Below are 16,214 nucleotides of genomic sequence, written 5' to 3'. Positions count from 1 at the left end.
GGTGACAAGCAAGCGGTTGAACCCCTGATTCGCGCCCTCAAAGATGAGCATACTCCGGTACAGGGTACGGCTGCCCGGATTTTGGGTGAGATGGGTGACGATCGAGCTATCGACCCACTAATCAATCTATTTAGGGATGATGAGTGGGCGCTGCGTCGGACAGCTACAGAGGCTTTAGTTAAGCTTGGTGAACTGGTATTATCACCGTTGCTCAACGCGCTCGCCGATGAGAATAAATGGGTGCGGTTTCAAGCCGTAGAGACGTTGGGCAAGTTAGGCGACGCACGAGCCACCCTGCCACTGATCGAGGCACTCAAGGACTTTGACTTTGATGTTCGTAGGAGTGCTGCCCAAGCTTTGGGTGAGCTTGGGGATAAGCGGGCGAGTGAACCGCTGATAGAAGCTCTCAAAGATAATGATGCTGAGGTGCGCCGACTAGCTGCGTTTTCCTTGGGTAAGGTTGGGCACACCGACAACACACGGGCAGTAGAGTCTCTGATTAATGCCCTCAAGGATACGAACTGTTATGTGCGCTGTAGTGTCACTGTTGCGTTAGGTTATCTAGGCGATCGGCAGGCAGTTGAGCCGCTCATCCATGCTCTAAAAGATGGCGATGACAACGTGCGTAGTAATGCCGCTACCGCTTTGGGTGAGCTAGGTGATGTGCGGGCAGTTGAACCCCTGAGCATCGCCCTGAGCGATCGGTATATGTGGGTAGGCTGTTGTGCTGCCAAAGCTTTGGGTCAGTTGGGGGACTTGAGAGCTATTGACTTGCTGATTAACGCGCTCAATGACTCGGAGTGGGAGATGCAAAAAGCTGCCACCCTCGCCTTGGGTGAGTTGGGCGGCTTGTCGGTGGTTGAACCATTAATAAATAAATTAAAAGATTGGAAAGGCAATGAACGTGTGCCAGAACATACCATTACAGCTTTAGTCAAGCTGGGTGAGCTTGTGGTATTACCGTTGATTGAAGTCCTCCTGAATGCCTCGGTTTCTGTATGGGTACGCAAGAAAGTCGTCACAATTTTAGTGGCTGTGGGGGATGTGCGGGCGGTAGAACCGCTAATGCAAGTGCTTAAAGATGAGGAGGACCGTGTGGCTGCCCCAGATGGGTACAACTGGATGCGTGCCGAAGCCGCCCTAGCTCTAGGTCAATTAGGTGATGTGCGAGCCATTGAGCCGCTAATTGAGGTGCTTAAAGACTCTCATGGGAATGTCCGCTCACAAGCAGTTGGAGCCTTGAGCAATTTTAGCGACCCGCGTGTGGTTGAACTGTTTATTCAGATGCTTAAGGACGGTGGCTGGAGCGCAGATTTGCTCCCAAATATAGCCCGATTTTTGGGCAAAATGGGCGATAAGCGAGCTATTGATCCACTAATAAAATCACTTAACTATTCAAATGAATTAAGGTGTGGCTTTGCGATGGGTAACGATGCAAGGGAAAATGGCGGCTACGTGCCACTGTTTACGGGGCTGAAGGTTGAGGAGCCGCGTCTGGCTGTTGTCGAGGCTTTAAACCAGTTAACGGGAACCAGTGCCATTGAATTACTGTTCAATATCCTCAGACAGCCAAATCATCCTCTACGCCAGGATGCTGCCGGATCTCTGGGTTACTTGGGCGAACTGTCGCAATTGCGATTGATTAATGCACTTAAGAATGAAGATAGTTTTGTGCGACAAAGTGCGGCTAAGGCTTTGGGCAACATTGGGGATAAACAGGCAGTTCCAGCGCTGATTGAAGCGCTCGGTGACGGAGATGACAAAGTGCGTTTGAGTGCGATCGAGTCTTTGCGCTGGATTGACAACAAAAAAGCGGTTGAACCTCTGATCGATCAGCTTGGAGATTCTAATTGGCAAGTGCGCGAAGCTGTTATCAGAGCCTTAAGTCGGCTGCGGGACGATCGGGCTATTAAACCGCTCGCCGATATGCTCAAAGATGAAAATAGCCAGGTACGCGAGCAAGCTATCTATGCTTTGGGCAAGTTTAAGGGCAACCAAGACGTTGAACTGCTAATCGAGTTGCTTAAAGATCGTGATTGCAAAGTGCGTGAAGAAACTGCCTATATTTTGGGTCAGATCGGCGACGCGCGGGCAGTTGAACCGCTGATATCGGCACTGCTAAATGACTCTGACGTGTCTGTGCGTCGGTTTGCTGCGATGTCTTTAGATCGGATTGGTGACAAGCGGGCGATCGAACCACTAATCGACGCTCTTAAAAATGAGCAAGAGAGCTACGCGCGCTCCGAGGTTGCCAGGGCTTTAAGCCGTATGGGCGATGAGCGGATAGTTGTACCGTTTATCAATGCTCTTGGGGATTCAAATATCCAGGTCTACTATGCTGTTACTGATGCTTTGGGTGAGTTAGGCGACACCCGTGCCGTCGAACCGCTGATCCAATCTTTTAAGAAGAGGGCGTTTGACGATGCTGGGCGGGTGGCTAGCGCTCTGGCAAAAATTGGGGACTTGCGAGCCGTCGAGCCACTGATCGAAGCTCTGAAACAGGCTTCGCACATTACCCGTAAAGCAGCCGCAAAAGCTCTAGAGGAGTTGGGTGATTTACGGGCGGTGGAACCGCTGATTGAAACGCTTAAAGATGAGGATGAAGGAGTGCGAGAGGCAGCGGCTAGCGCTTTGGTCAAGCTGGGCGATCGGCGATCGCTTTTACCATTGCTTGATGCCCTTTCTGATAGTAGTCCCCTGGTACGTTTTTACGCCGTGGAGGCTTTAGGTAATCTGGGCGATCTTAGTGCAGTCGAGCCACTCATTCCGCTGCTTAAAGATAAAGGGTGGAAAATAGGCTCAAGTGCTGCTAAGGCTTTGGGCCATCTTGGCGATGCACGGGCCGCCCGGCCGCTAATCGAAACCTTCCAGGATACAGATTGCGAAGTGTACGATGCAGCCATTGAGTCTTTGGTCAAGCTGGGCGAGCCTGCCTTACTGCCCCTGTTTGAGGCCCTCAAGGATCAGAATAAAAACGTGCGGAGGAATGCTGTTAAGGCTTTGGAGAAGTTTGGGGATGCACGGGCGATCGCACCGCTCACTTCTTTACTAAAAGATCAACACCGCAGCATAGGTAATGCGGCTCGCAAAGCGATCAAAAGCATCAGCAGTCGGCAGATTCTTTAAGCTCAAAACCATTGTTGGGGTTAAAGTTGCACGCTCTTGTGCTTCAGCAAAGCAGTTGTCTGGATTGCGATTGGACACCATTTTGCCGATCGCCGCAACTGGAAAAAGTTCTTCAGAAATGATTTTACTTCGAGCCAGATGCAAGCTGTTATTGATACCCACAGCTTAAACAATCATCAATAAATCCGAGATGACCACTGCAAAATTGCTAAACTTGAAAACAGACAGCAAATTCTATCTATCAGCCCTATTTGAGGACACAACGAATAGCAGTTATTGCTGCTATTCGTCGTGCAGTAGATTTTATCGATCAATAATTCTGGTGTCAAAAGTCAGAATTTAGCATAAAATATGTACAACCAGGAAAAATTAGCAATAATTATGATTTCTGCATTATTATTCCTTAAAATGACTCCTGAATTATGACTTTTAAATTGTTCTTCTATTGCGCTTTGCTTTAAACGGCATTTACACAATTGGCGCTACAATAAAAACAAATAGTATAGCTTGATTCCATGAGACAAATCATTCTCGAAAAGATTGTTTCTACCTTACAACCTTTAGATTTTGTTCTCGCTTTGTGGCAAGGAGGTTCCGCAGCCCACGGATACACCGACGAGTGGTCAGACCTCGATATTGCGGTTGTGGTTGAAGATAACTGCGTGGAAGAAACATTTGATATTGTTGAAAAAGCCCTCGCAGAAATTGGCGAAATCGAACTCAAATATCGAGTTCCAGAACCCGCTTGGCACGGTCAATCGCAGTGTTTCTGGCGACTGAAAGAAACCCCGCCGTTCTTGCTAATTGATTTCGCCGTTTTTCGGCGCAGCAGCCGCAACGATTTTCTGGAAATAGAGAGACACGGGAAAGTCCCGATCGCCTTTGACAAAGCTAATCTAATTGTACCGCCTCCTTTGGATCGAAGCAAACATTTATCTACAATGCAGTCGAGATTCAACGAAATTAAAATCCGTTTCGATTTGCTGCAACCTCTGGTTAAAAAAGAGATTTATCGCGGACATTTAGTAGATGCGATCGGCAACTATCACAATTGGACGCTTCTACCCTTAGTCGAACTGTTGGGCATGATTTACCGTCCCCACAGATACGACTTTGAACTCAAATATTTCAGCCGCGATTTTCCTCCCGAAATAGTCGATCGCGTCGCACCGCTTTTCTGCATTGCCAACCTTGAAGATTTGGCAGCAAAACAGCAAATAGCTGTGGCTTTATTTGCAGAAACTTTACCGCTTGCACAAGCTAATTTGGCCTCTGACAATGCCCTAACAGTATCGCCATAGGCTCAAGATTTCTTACCGAAAGCGATTAATATAGTAGCATCTACCTTAAAGATTAACATCCCATGACAAAACTCAGCGTTAACATCAACAGAATCGCCCTCCTCAGAAACTCTCGAAACATCGGTATCCCCAGCGTTACGGAAGCCGCCAAAACAGTAATTGCCGCCGGAGCTCACGGCGTTACAGTCCATCCGCGCCCCGACGAAAGGCATATCAAAGCTGCCGATGTTTACGAATTAGCCAAAATGCTAACCGTTGAGTTCAACATCGAAGGAAATCCGTTTCAGCCGCCATTTATGGATATAGTTTGCGACGTAAAACCGGCTCAGTGTACCTTGGTGCCAGATGCTCCCGACGTGCTAACATCCGATAGCGGTTGGAATATTCCCGAAAATCGCGATCGGCTCTTACCAATCATTCAAAAATTAAAAGACAATGGTATCAGAGTCAGCTTATTTATGGACGCAGATGCTGCTCTCATGCCGCTAGCAAAAGAAGTTGGAGCAGACAGAGTAGAACTGTACACGGAACCCTACGCAACTGGTTTTCGCGAAGGGAGAGTTGAATCTGTTTTTCAACAATATGTTGAAGCAGCTCAAGCCGCTCAATCAGCAGGTTTAGGGGTGAATGCTGGGCATGATTTAAATTTGCAAAATTTAGCTAAATTTTGCTCTATTCCTGATATACTAGAAGTATCAATTGGTCATGCTTTAATTGCGGAAGCGCTAGAAATGGGGTTGTCCAACACAGTACAAGCTTACCTGAAAATCCTGGCAGCTTCGTAGTACAAATTAACCTCGTGTTGTAGGGCGGATTCGGTAGTGATAAACTTGTCTTTATCATAGATAATAACTAAATCCTCCCTACAAACATACAGTATCAAAACTTACGTAAAAAAGGGTTTAACACGCTACAAATATTGTAAGATGGGGTTCGCACCGCCGTAAATAATTAGGCGATCGTCAAAAATGAAGTAACACTAGGGGTTCTCACCCCGTGGGGCGCTAGCCCTTTTCTAGTAGCAAGGCAGAGCCAGAATCCCAGACACCGCGTTTTTTGGGTGTGGGCATTTCTTTAGCAAGAACCTCGGAAAAAGTTTTAATCTCCCTAGACAAAATTACTAATATTCTGTGATGATATTATGCGTAAGGAGTATCATTAAAATGTCCCGACAAATTGAGGCTACTACTTAGCTCCCGCACTGCCAATTTGCTACCAGCAGGTTTTGTGCAAGTACGGGATATTTACGTGTATCCTATATCCTCTTGTAGCCTCTGTGCGATCGCCAGATTTAATCCGGTGAAAACAAGCAAATACAAGTAACCATATACAACTCCTTACCCCCCCCTCGGAAGTGCGACATGAAAAAACTAATTTTACTGACTGGAATGCTACTCATGATGACGGCAAAATCAGTATTTGCCAGCCCAGTAGCCCCCAAAATTGCGCCGAGCGAGCTGATGGCTGCCTCGGAAATTACAAAAACCCTTAACAAACCCGTTACCTCTGAATCAGCTTCAAACCTCGAACCTATCAAGCGAATGTCAACCTCGGAAATCCGAGAAACCATCAACCAACCCACCACCTATATTTTTGAAGGCATCAAAGGGCGAGAACTCACTCTCTCCCTGTGGGCGGGACAACTGACAGCCGAACTGTACAGTCCCAATGGTGAAAATATGGGGGTTATTGAAAAATCAGACAATCAGTGGATTGGCCAGTTGCCAGAGTCAGGCATCTATCGCGTGCGAGTTACCCCGAAAGGTGAAACCACTAGCTTCGTACTCGGACGCGACTTTAGCGCCAAGTGGACTTATCGGCCCGATCGCGCGATTCCCATAGCATTCAAGGAAACACAAGCCACAGTCAAACTCAAAATGTCCGGCTACCAAATCCAGCCCATCACACTTCAAGGCAAGCAGGGACAGACAATTAGGGCGAGCTCTAGCAACAAAAATCTAGATCTGGCGATCCAATCTCCGTCGGGAGCACTCCTGGATCAAGGCGAAGGTCAAACTTTTGCTCAACTACCGGAATCCGGCACTTACCGGGTAATCGTAGTTGCCAAGAGGCCCGTCAAGCCCTCAATCCGAGTTTCTGTGCAATAGCAAAGATTGCACAAATACTGTCGGGCGATCGAATTTGCGTCGCCCAAAAAAACAGCTCGCCCCATTGGCGAGCTGTTTTTTGTGTAAAATCAACCTTGGATCAGCGCTTCAAAACGTTCTTGTTTCCAAATGCAGCTTAAATCAGAGTCAGCTAAAGCTAGCTCTCGGTATAAATTAGGGATAAACTCAACAGCCCGCTGCAAATTGTCAAGGGCCAAATCAGCGAATCCCAGTAGCGCATAACAGCAAGCTTTATTGTAAAAAGCGTTGGCAAAATCAGGATTTATTTCTAAGACTGTTTCGTAGCAAGCAATCGCCTCAGAGTAGCAGCCTTTTCGCGCCAATTCCACACCCCGGTTGTACCAAATTAAATAATCTTCAAAGGGACGCTCAGATGTGGGCGTAAACTTGCCATTTCTCTGATTTAAACCTACTAATTTCTCCAAAGCAACTCTCCGTTCGCCCACAGCATCGGCTCTGCCCGGTTGTAGAGCGATCGATCGGCTAAAACTAGCCACTGCTTGTTTGTAAAGTCCCATAGAGTTCGCAGCTATACCGCGATTGTACCAAGCCTTCGCGTCGTCAGGCTTAAACTCGATCGCCCGGTCAAAACTGTTGAGCGCCTGATAGTAAAGCTTGAGTTCCAACAAAGCATTACCTCGGTTGTACCACGCCCAAGCAGCCTCCGGATACAAATTTAGAGAGCGATCAAAACTCAGAACCGCCTTCTCGTACAGCCCCATATCGATCAGTGTCAGTCCCCGGTTGTGCCAAATACTCGCCGCGCACGGACTGAACTCCAGAGCCCGGTCAAAACTATTGAGAGCCTCCAACCAGCGGCCCAACTTTCCTAAAGCAATAGCCCGGTTGTGCCAGCCAAAGCTCGCATTAGGCTCCACCGCCAAGGCCTCATCAAAACTCTTCAGCGCCTCTAAGTGCCGTTCTAATTTCCCCAGAGCCATACCTCGGCCGAACCAAGCCTTATAATGATCTGATTGCAACTTCAAAGCTCTGTTAAAGTTCGCCAGAGCACCATGATCATCGTTAGCTTCGAGGTGACGCGAGCCCAGATGGTAATACCAAGCCGCTTCCAAGTTTTGAATTAAGTTCATAATATTTTGTATCTATCTTAGGGATGATTCTACATGAAACCATAGGTGGAGTAAAACTGTAATTCCACTAAAAATCTGAAAAATTTGATACAGGGCGATCGCCCGTACACAGTACCCGTAACAACCTCAACAATTTGCGGTCGAAACTAACTATTTTCCTCTGGTAAAATGCTCTTTTATCTAACCGCACTCATCGTTTTTTAGAGCTGCTGCGAATCTTAACTCTGTGTAAATCACGCAACTTTTACCACCGCATCCCGAATTAGGTTTGCAGTTACACAAAGAGTCCTAGGGCGCCCCAAGTCTAACTGCAAATCTCATAGTGCTAATAGCTCCTACTTCTGCTTGCCCAGTTCAAGCAACCACAACTGCTGTTTTAGCATTCTCACTCAACATCAACTGGCCTGTTCCATCAATACTAAAATCTTTCCCCAGCACAAAACCCTTGCCCATCAACCGCTGGCAAACAACCAAGGCAGTGATTCGGCGAATTTCTTCCATCACGTCAGCAGGAATCAAATAACTCAAACTCCAGATCACGGACTCACAGTCATACCAAATTAAACGCTCAATACTGACAATCATCAAAGCAGCTAAACTGTCAACAGGCAGTCGCCCTCTGAGATCCGCAATCAAATCCTTACCAATTAAGCTATTGCGAGTCATCATCGCTCTAGCCATCTTCCCAATTTCTTGTTCGAGTTCTAAATGATTCATGCTTGGCACTGGCTTTTATGTTTTTAAAGCACTACTAAAAGTAAAAACAGTAGCCGCTACCAGGCTCTGCCCTAGCGTAGCTGACGCAGGCTCTACCGTAACTCCTTTTAACAAAGTATACCTAAAGAAAGATCAAAAATGTATCTCAAGGCAGATACCAAAATATTATTTTTTTGATTTTAATTGAGAAACCAATTCCCACAAGAGTTTTTACGAGCAGCGAATTGAATATTTGTACTCGATCAGGGTCGGAGTAAAGTCAATCGATTTTAGATTTTAGATTTTAGATTTTAGATTTTAGATTGAAGAATTGGGGAAAGCGACCTCACGGATGAATCCGGGGGGTTCTACCCAGGCTGCTTTCGGTCGAAGATTTTGGTAAATTCGCTACATAATAAGGAAGTAGTTACTTCGGAGAAAAAACAGCAATGGCTGCAAACCAGGCAGACATCGATATTGCCCCCTTGATCGACTACGGCCTGATCGACCCCACCGCTACGCCAGAGCAAGTAGAACACTGTTGCCAACAAGCAGAGAGATTTGGCTTTGTCACAGTTTGCGTGTATCCCGCCTACGTCAGACAAGCAGTTGAGCTGCTGCACGGCAAACTTCCCAAAGTCTGTACAGTTATCGGTTTTCCCACTGGTGCTTCGACTTCAACGGTGAAAGTTTACGAAGCTCTAGAAGCAGCAGATAATGGAGCCGTAGAGTTAGATGTCTCCGTTAACTTAGGATTGTTGAAAGCTGGAAGAATCGACGAATTCCACCGGGAACTAGCCCAAATTTGCGAAGAAACCAATCTCACCATTAAAGCAATTATCGAAAGTTCGCTCCTTTCCGATGCCGAAAAACAATTAGCGGCTGAGATTTGTATGGAAGCCGGCGTCGCCTACATCAAAACCAACACTGGCTTTTTTGGCCCGGCGAAAGTTGACGATGTACGACTGCTGAAGGAAGTTACGAAGGGAAGGATCGGGATTAAAGCGGCGGGCGGAATTCGTACTCATGAACAAGCTCTAGACTTGGTAGTAGCTGGGGCAACTCGTTTGGGGACTTCTCGCGGGCCTGAATTACTTCGCCAGCGGGATAATTTAGATAAAAGTCATTAGACAGTTGTCAGTTGACAGTGGGCAATTGTCATTAGTCATTAACTGGTTCCAAGGCTGGGCCTGGGAATCCATATTTAGAGGCTCTGCCTCGGCTGGGATTAGGAGGCAGAGCCTCTGGATCTGCGTTACCAGGCAGAGCTTGGTAACGAGTATCTAATAAAAGTTCTGCGTCGCGGACTGTTTTTGCTACTGTCCTTGTACATCTAAAATCTAAAATCTAAAATCGAGTGACTCGAACTTACAAAGCAACTGGAATCAATCTTAAGAGTGCGCCGATGGGCGAATCCGATCGAGTGCTGACAATTTTGACGCGGGAATTCGGCTTAATTCGAGCCGTAGCACCGGGTGTTCGCAAACAACGATCGACCATTGGCGGTAGAAGCGAATTATTTGTTGTCAACGAATTTCTAATTGCCAAAGGCCGATCGCTCGATAAAATTACCCAAGCCGACACCATACAATCCCATCCGGGTTTGAGCCGCAACCTCGGAAAACTCTCCGCCGCGCAATATCTGGCCGAATTGGCGATCGCCAGCGCCCTTTCCGACGAACCTCAAGAAGAACTCTTTTGGTTGCTGGGCGAACATTTGAGCCGTTTGGAGCGTTTGTCCGATCGCACAGAAATCCAATCCGCCGCCGTGCTTGTCGCCCACCTCAGCCACGGCATTTTTCACCTGCTAGCCTTAGCCGGCCTCGCGCCCCAAGTCCAAGTTTGCTGCGCCACCAGACAGCCGCTCATCCCAAATTTCACCGATCCGAACTGGCAAACCGGGTTTAGTATACCCTCTGGGGGAACCTTCAGCTTGTCCGAGCTAGCTAACCTAGAGGCAGAACTCTCTTCAGAAATCGGTAGCTTGTACAAATCCACCTCCCGTTCCCGACAAACAAATGGCAGCAAACACTTGACAAATTTCGAGATAAATGCTAAGGAATTAGCAGCGCTGCAACAGTTGGCTAGTCCAGAACTAGGAGAGGGGATTGCCGATCAAACAACTTGGGTATCAGTAGAAAATATTTTGCGACAATATGCCCAGTATCATTTAGGTTGCACGATTCGGTCGGGAAGCTCGATCGACACCTACCTAGAGAGTTTTGAGTTTTAAATTTTGAGTGTGGATTTAAATAGGTGAAGGGGCGATCGTACATCGCACCTCCAGCCGGGGGGATACCCGAACCTGTAGGCAATTTCAGGTAAATTCTCAAGGTTGTTGCGACATCAGATAATAGATAGAGATAAAGTTACGAGATTATTAATAAACTTAGGGGTTAACCACCTCAAATTCAAATTCCCATCCCCAACCTCAACCACCCCAGGCTATCCACCCCAAATTCTATGATGCGACTGTCTGATTCTGATTTGACAATATCTGTTTTAGCCGTAACCCACCACAAGATGGAAGAACGAGAAAATTTTCCAGAGTTTGACTCTTATCCCGTCTCCACCGATCGACAATGGAGCAACGTCCCAGACCCAGAAATGGATAAATACCCCACAACTCCAGCACCAGACTGGAACAACGGCAAAAGCCAAGAACCCGAAGCAATCCCCCCGGTTCCCACACCAGAGCCAGCAGCAGAACTCTCCGAAGCAGTAGCCGAAATTCCCGAAAAACAAACGGGATTTCTGCCAGTGCTCAAAAACCCAAATTTTCTAGCATTGTGGAGTGGGCAAGTTTTCTCCCAACTAGCAGATAAAGTTTATCTCGTACTGACGATCGCCCTCGTGGCCAGCCGCTTTCAAGCGCCAGATCAAACTATCAGCAGGTGGGTATCAGCAATCATGATCGCCTTTACCATTCCCGCAGTGCTGTTCGGAGCTGCAGCAGGCGTGTATGTCGATAGGTGGTCGAAAAAAGCAGTGCTGGTCGCCACAAACCTTCTGCGGGGAGGCTTTGTTTTAACCTTGCCCGTGCTGCTGTGGCTCTCTGACGGGTGGGAACTTGGTCAACTGCCACTCGGATTCTGCTTGCTGCTGCTAGTGACATTCCTCGTTTCGACTCTAACTCAATTTTTCGCCCCAGCAGAACAGTCAGTGATTCCCCTAATTGTGGAACGCCGCCACCTGCTATCAGCAAACTCCCTCTACACCACAACCATGATGGGTTCGGTGATTATTGGCTTCGCAGTCGGAGAACCCTTACTAGCTTTAGCCGACACCCTATTTTCCAACCTCGGCGGCGGACTGGGAATCGGCAAAGAATTAGTAGTAGGCGGAAGTTACGCCTTCGCCGGAGTGCTCTTGCTGTCGATGAAAACAGGCGAAAAAAACGAAGTCGAACACGAACCACCGCACCCGTTAGCAGATTTGCGAGATGGCCTGCGTTACATCAACGATCAACCCAAAGTCCGCAATGCTTTAATTCAACTAATTATTCTATTTTCCATTTTTGCAGCCTTAGCAGTTCTAGCGGTGCGGCTGGCAGAAATCCTCCCCGGTATGAAAGCGTCGCAATTTGGCTTTTTGCTAGCGGCGGTGGGCGTTGGCATGGCTGCTGGGGCGGCGACAGTCGGCTATCTCGGCCATAAATTTTCTCACTCCCAACTGAGTTTAATCGGATCCATCGGCATGGCAGTTGCTCTGATGGGCCTTTCTGCATTTACAGACCATTTGTGGCTCTCGGTGCTGTTCATTACCCTGTTGGGTTTATTTGCCTCATTGGTGGGAGTGCCGATGCAGACTACAATTCAAGCAGAAACTCCAGAAGAAATGCGGGGAAAAGTCTTCGGGCTGCAAAACAATGCCACTAATATCGCTTTGAGTTTACCGTTGGCTTTGGCTGGGGTAGCCGAAACATTTCTGGGTTTGCCGACAGTATTTTTGGGTTTAGCAGGATTAGCGATGGCTGGGGGTGTCTTAACCTGGTATATTTTCCGTAGCAGTAATAGCAAAGTCGATCGAATCTAAATAAATAACAAACTCTGATTTACTGGAATGCACATCGCTTGGCTAGGAAAAAAATCACCTTTTTGCGGTAACGTCACTTACTCCAGGGAAGTCACCAACGCACTATTAGACCGGGGATACCAGGTTAGTTTCCTGCACTTTGCCCAAGAGGCGGACTCACTGGACAGGAACAATACGGGGTGGAGTATGGCAAATGGTTCATGGGGAAAGGGAATTACTCAAACCTCATATACCACTTCGCTCTCGTCCGCCAGTTGCAACGAAGTCTCTTTACCCTGTCACTACAAATCGCAAATTTATACGATTCCCACTCTCAAGTCCCGCACAGTGCTGATGAAATCTCTGCGGCGGCTGAAACCAGATGTTGTTCACGCTTCCCTGACGCTTTCGCCTCTAGACTTTTTGCTGCCGGAAATTTGTCAAGAATTGAATTTGCCTCTGGTGGCGACTTTTCACCCGCCGTTCGATCGCAAATTGCGAAATTTGACATCGGGAACCCAACACCTGATGTATCAACTGTACGCTCCGTTTTTGGCGAACTACGACTCGACGATCGTTTTTTCTCAGATTCAGCGGGATATATTGGTGAAGTTGGGAGTGCCACAGGAACGGGTGGCTGTGATTCCCAACGGTGTGGATGCTGTTAAATATTCTCCAGGGCCTTCGGGGTTGAAGTCGGAATTAAAGGCTGATCGAGTTTTTGTTTACCAAGGCCGCATTGCCCAGGAGAAAAATGTCGAATCGATGCTCAAGGCCTGGAAACACTGTAATTTTGGCCCTGGGAACGTATTGGCGATCGTAGGCGACGGGCCCCTAGCCGCCTCGCTGCAACTGTTTTACGGCGAAGATGATGGCATTGTGTGGCTCGGATTTGTTGCCGAGGAGGAACGCCGTATTGAAATTCTGCGGGGTGCAGACGTATTTATTTTGCCTTCTTTGGTGGAGGGACTCTCGCTATCGCTGCTGGAAGCGATGGCCTGCGGTTTAGCTTGTTTGGCAACCGATGCCGGTGCTGACGGCGAGGCCTTGGAGGAAGGCGCGGGGATAGTTTTGAATACTCAGCGGGTACGAAGTCAGTTGCAAACTTTGCTGCCGCTGTTTTGCGATCATCCTGAGTTGGGAATGCTGCTTGGTCAAAAAGCACGCCAACGGGCGATGGAGCGATACACTCTCAGTCAGAATATTACTGAGTTGGAAAAGCTGTACTCAGAGGTTTTGCAAAAGCAGCGCGTACTAATTCGGGGTTTAGCATGAATGTTTTGATTGCTCGTTGCCAGGCTAGAGCCTGGGAACGCAGATCCGGAGGCTCTGCCTCCTCCTTTGGCTCAAGCGAGGCTCTTTTACTCGTTACCAGGCTGGAGCCTGGGAACCAGTTAAGGCAGAGCCTCGGAACCAGTTAACGGCACCTTTCGGCAAGCGCCTGGGAACCAGTCATTCCTCCCCAATCTAAAATCCAAAATCTCAAATCCAAAATCGCCTACCCTCCAGGGCGCAAATAATCCAAAAGTTGATCGCCCGAATCGGCCCGAATCAAAGCAACCACAACATCCGGCAAACTTCCCAAACTCGGATAAACAAAATAACGCGGTTCCCACCGCGGCCCAAACTTATCTTTAAAACTGTGCAATCCCTTAAAATTATAAAACTTGCTCAAGTGTTCCGAAAGATAAATCAAAACCTTTTCCAACCGCCCAGATTTCTCAGCTTCTCCCACTCCCGCCAAAGCCGACAAACCCAAATCAAATTCTTCATATCCCAATTCTTGACAATGCTGCAACATCGAAGCAAACAAACACTCCATCGTGCCATTTTCCACCTCTGTGCGACGCCGCATTAAATCAACTCCAACTACCCCATCTCCCACCGATATCATATTAGCAAAAGCACTAATTATACCGTCGGGAGTGTGGAGTGCTAAGGCGCGAGTTTCCCGCAAATATGCCTCATCAAACCAACCCACCGAAAACTTTTTTTCCGCACCCTGAACCATTTGCAGCCACTCGTCGCTCACGAGTTTCATTTGCCGCATCAATTCGGAACTTAAAGGAGGTTCGTAAAATTCGATTTGATAACCGGCTTTTGTAAGTCTGTTGATAGCAGTCCTCAAGTTTTGATTGCTCTTGCCTTTGAGAGTAAAAGTTTTGAGATTGACCATAGCTTCTTCGCCAATTTGCACCACTCGAAAACCGAGAGTAGAATACATTTCTAGATCCTGGGGCAAAGTTTGATAAAATGCTGGATACCAATCATTGCGATAGCAAAATTCTTGAAACCCTAGAATTGCTTCTTTGCGGTCTTCAGCAGGCCCGATGGGGTCTCCCAAAGCGAGCGCACCTCTACCTTTCGGCACATAGGCGATCATACTTTTTCCCGAAGGACTAAAATAATAAGATTTATCCGGAAGCAACGCCAGTCTCGCTAGCGTTGTCCGCCCATATTTTGCTACAACTTCTTGAGCTTTATTCCGTTCCGAAATACTTGCCGAATTTCGCAGCAGCACCGGCCGCAGCAGCATTAAAAGTGCGTAACCAAGCGTTACCGCACCTACAGCATAAATCGAATCGGCAAAAAAGTTAGCAAACCGAGTTTGCGGAACCAACCCCGCATTGTCATCCGTAAAAAACATGGCAAAAGTCTGGAACAAAGCTCTGTATAAATCAAAATTAACCGCTTGTCCATTAGCTTGAAAACCCCCATCCAGAATATAAAAACCCGCCGTCCCGTAAGCCAGCGTAAACAGCAAAGCGCCCAGCAAAACCCGGATTCCTTGAGCAATTGAAGGGCGATCGGATTTAGCAGTAAACGTCTTCCGCATCACCAACAACTGAAACAGCAGCAACCCAGAAAGCAAGCTTTCTTCAACATCCAATCCCTTGACTAAATGAATTACAATAGAAACGATTAACAATCCCACAGTCAGCAACCAAGCAATCCGCTTGCGCCGCAACAAATTAGTGGCCAGAGTTAGCAGCATAAATCCGATAACTGCTGCAAAAAAATGCCCGCCCGCACGCACGGGAAAAGGAAAAAACGGCTCCAACCAATTTCGGCGATCGGATAAACTGGGAGTTACAGCAGACAGCAGGTTAATAACTCCTACCAATCCGGTTAAAAATGATGCAGTCCAGAGTCCAATCCTAGTTTTTTGGGGTAACACTGTTGACCTTTCTAATTTTTCTGTGTTGCCAGTGATATTTTAAACTGTTTTCCAACATAGCTCAAAGAATCGGCTAAATGCTTGTGCCAATAATTCCAACCGACATCCGGGCCAACAATCCCGTGTCCTCCCGGAAATTTGTTAAACTCGTTGGCTATACCCAAACTGTTTAATTGCTCGTGAAACTGTTGAGTGGAAATCAGATATTTTTCGTCTGCTTCCCCCGCATCCAAATAAGCGCGCAACTGCTGTTTATCTTTAACAGGGAGTTTTTCCACTAAATATTTGGGACTGTTAGCCTTGCCGCTTTGATCTGTAAAATAACCGCTGTGGCTGAACAGAATATTAAAATTATTCAAGTAGCGCAAACCGATGTTAAAAGCTCCCCAACCCCCGGAAGATTGTCCTCCCATTGCCCAGAATTTGGGGTCTTCCAGCGTTCTGTAGCGCGATTTTACGATCGATACTAACTCGGAGCCGATCGCGCTTCCCACCTTACCGTTGGGCCCATCAAAATACTGCGGGTCCCACAAAGGACTCGTACCCCGCTTGTCGTTCCCGTCAGGAGTAATTACAATTGATGGCGGCAATCTTTTGCTTTTATAAGTAGCTAGACAAAATTAATTACATAGTTTTCTCCAAATTCTTTCAGGATTTTTTCCACAGAGGTAACAAAAGT

The 16,214-nt window shown here is 47.4% G+C and carries 13 protein-coding genes; 8 read left to right on the top strand and 5 right to left on the bottom strand.

Annotated elements, in window-relative coordinates; all coding sequences use genetic code 11:
* Positions 1–3,126, top strand: a 3,126-nt coding sequence (locus QUA24_RS22085; protein WP_333232103.1) for a HEAT repeat domain-containing protein, incomplete at its 5' end; no start/stop codon positions are given.
* Here the strand turns inward: QUA24_RS22085 and QUA24_RS27380 are convergent.
* Complete coding sequence (locus QUA24_RS27380) at positions 3,049–3,288, bottom strand: catalase (RefSeq protein ID WP_445242634.1); 240 nt, start codon at positions 3,286–3,288, stop codon at positions 3,049–3,051. The genes QUA24_RS22085 and QUA24_RS27380 overlap by 78 nt on opposite strands.
* 353 nt (positions 3,289–3,641) lie before the next feature.
* Here QUA24_RS27380 and QUA24_RS22080 point away from each other — a divergent pair, with 353 nt between their 5' ends.
* The 3 genes from QUA24_RS22080 (at position 3,642) to QUA24_RS22070 (ending at position 6,535) form a co-directional block, all read left to right on the top strand.
* The gene (locus QUA24_RS22080; protein WP_333232101.1) at positions 3,642–4,427 is read left to right on the top strand and encodes a nucleotidyltransferase domain-containing protein; all 786 of its coding nucleotides are present in this window, start codon (positions 3,642–3,644) and stop codon (positions 4,425–4,427) included.
* 62 nt (positions 4,428–4,489) lie between these two features.
* A complete protein-coding gene (locus QUA24_RS22075) occupies positions 4,490–5,212 on the top strand; it encodes a pyridoxine 5'-phosphate synthase (protein ID WP_333232099.1) in 723 nt (240 codons plus the stop codon).
* 576 nt (positions 5,213–5,788) lie between these two features.
* Entirely contained in the window at positions 5,789–6,535 is a 747-nt protein-coding gene (locus QUA24_RS22070) for a hypothetical protein (protein ID WP_333232097.1), read from the top strand.
* 89 nt (positions 6,536–6,624) lie between these two features.
* Here QUA24_RS22070 and QUA24_RS22065 read toward each other — a convergent pair whose 3' ends face one another.
* Both QUA24_RS22065 and QUA24_RS22060 read right to left on the bottom strand, forming a co-directional pair.
* Positions 6,625–7,647 (bottom strand): tetratricopeptide repeat protein, encoded by a 1,023-nt coding sequence (locus tag QUA24_RS22065; RefSeq protein ID WP_333232096.1) that lies wholly within the window; start codon positions 7,645–7,647, stop codon positions 6,625–6,627.
* Positions 7,648–8,001: 354 nt separating this feature from the next.
* Positions 8,002–8,364 carry a hypothetical protein gene (locus tag QUA24_RS22060; RefSeq protein WP_333215283.1) on the bottom strand — a complete coding sequence of 121 codons (363 nt, stop codon included), beginning with the start codon at positions 8,362–8,364 and terminating at the stop codon, positions 8,002–8,004.
* 428 nt (positions 8,365–8,792) lie between these two features.
* Here QUA24_RS22060 and deoC point away from each other — a divergent pair, with 428 nt between their 5' ends.
* The 4 genes from deoC to QUA24_RS22040 all read left to right on the top strand — a co-directional run bounded on the left by deoC (position 8,793) and on the right by QUA24_RS22040 (position 13,632).
* The gene (gene deoC, locus QUA24_RS22055) at positions 8,793–9,473 is read left to right on the top strand and encodes a deoxyribose-phosphate aldolase (protein WP_333232094.1); all 681 of its coding nucleotides are present in this window, start codon (positions 8,793–8,795) and stop codon (positions 9,471–9,473) included.
* A gap of 227 nt (positions 9,474–9,700) precedes the next feature.
* A complete protein-coding gene (gene recO / locus QUA24_RS22050) occupies positions 9,701–10,576 on the top strand; it encodes a DNA repair protein RecO (protein ID WP_333232093.1) in 876 nt (291 codons plus the stop codon).
* 230 nt (positions 10,577–10,806) lie between these two features.
* On the top strand, positions 10,807–12,378 hold the full coding sequence (locus tag QUA24_RS22045; RefSeq protein WP_333232090.1) for an MFS transporter: 1,572 nt from the start codon (positions 10,807–10,809) through the stop codon (positions 12,376–12,378).
* A gap of 27 nt (positions 12,379–12,405) precedes the next feature.
* On the top strand, positions 12,406–13,632 hold the full coding sequence (locus tag QUA24_RS22040; RefSeq protein WP_333232088.1) for a glycosyltransferase family 4 protein: 1,227 nt from the start codon (positions 12,406–12,408) through the stop codon (positions 13,630–13,632).
* A 223-nt stretch (positions 13,633–13,855) separates the two neighbouring features.
* Here QUA24_RS22040 and QUA24_RS22035 read toward each other — a convergent pair whose 3' ends face one another.
* Both QUA24_RS22035 and QUA24_RS22030 read right to left on the bottom strand, forming a co-directional pair.
* Entirely contained in the window at positions 13,856–15,535 is a 1,680-nt protein-coding gene (locus QUA24_RS22035) for a phosphatidylglycerol lysyltransferase domain-containing protein (RefSeq protein WP_333232086.1), read from the bottom strand.
* 11 nt (positions 15,536–15,546) lie between these two features.
* Positions 15,547–16,125, bottom strand: coding sequence for an alpha/beta hydrolase-fold protein (locus tag QUA24_RS22030; protein WP_333232084.1), 579 nt, complete (start codon positions 16,123–16,125; stop codon positions 15,547–15,549).
* Positions 16,126–16,214 lie beyond the last annotated feature (89 nt).

Origin of the sequence: Microcoleus sp. Pol12B5, from assembly GCF_036701335.1 — a bacterium.
Lineage (GTDB): Bacteria > Cyanobacteriota > Cyanobacteriia > Cyanobacteriales > Microcoleaceae > Microcoleus.
Note: the sequence above shows the minus strand (reverse complement) of the source record. Positions and strands in the feature narration are given on the sequence as shown.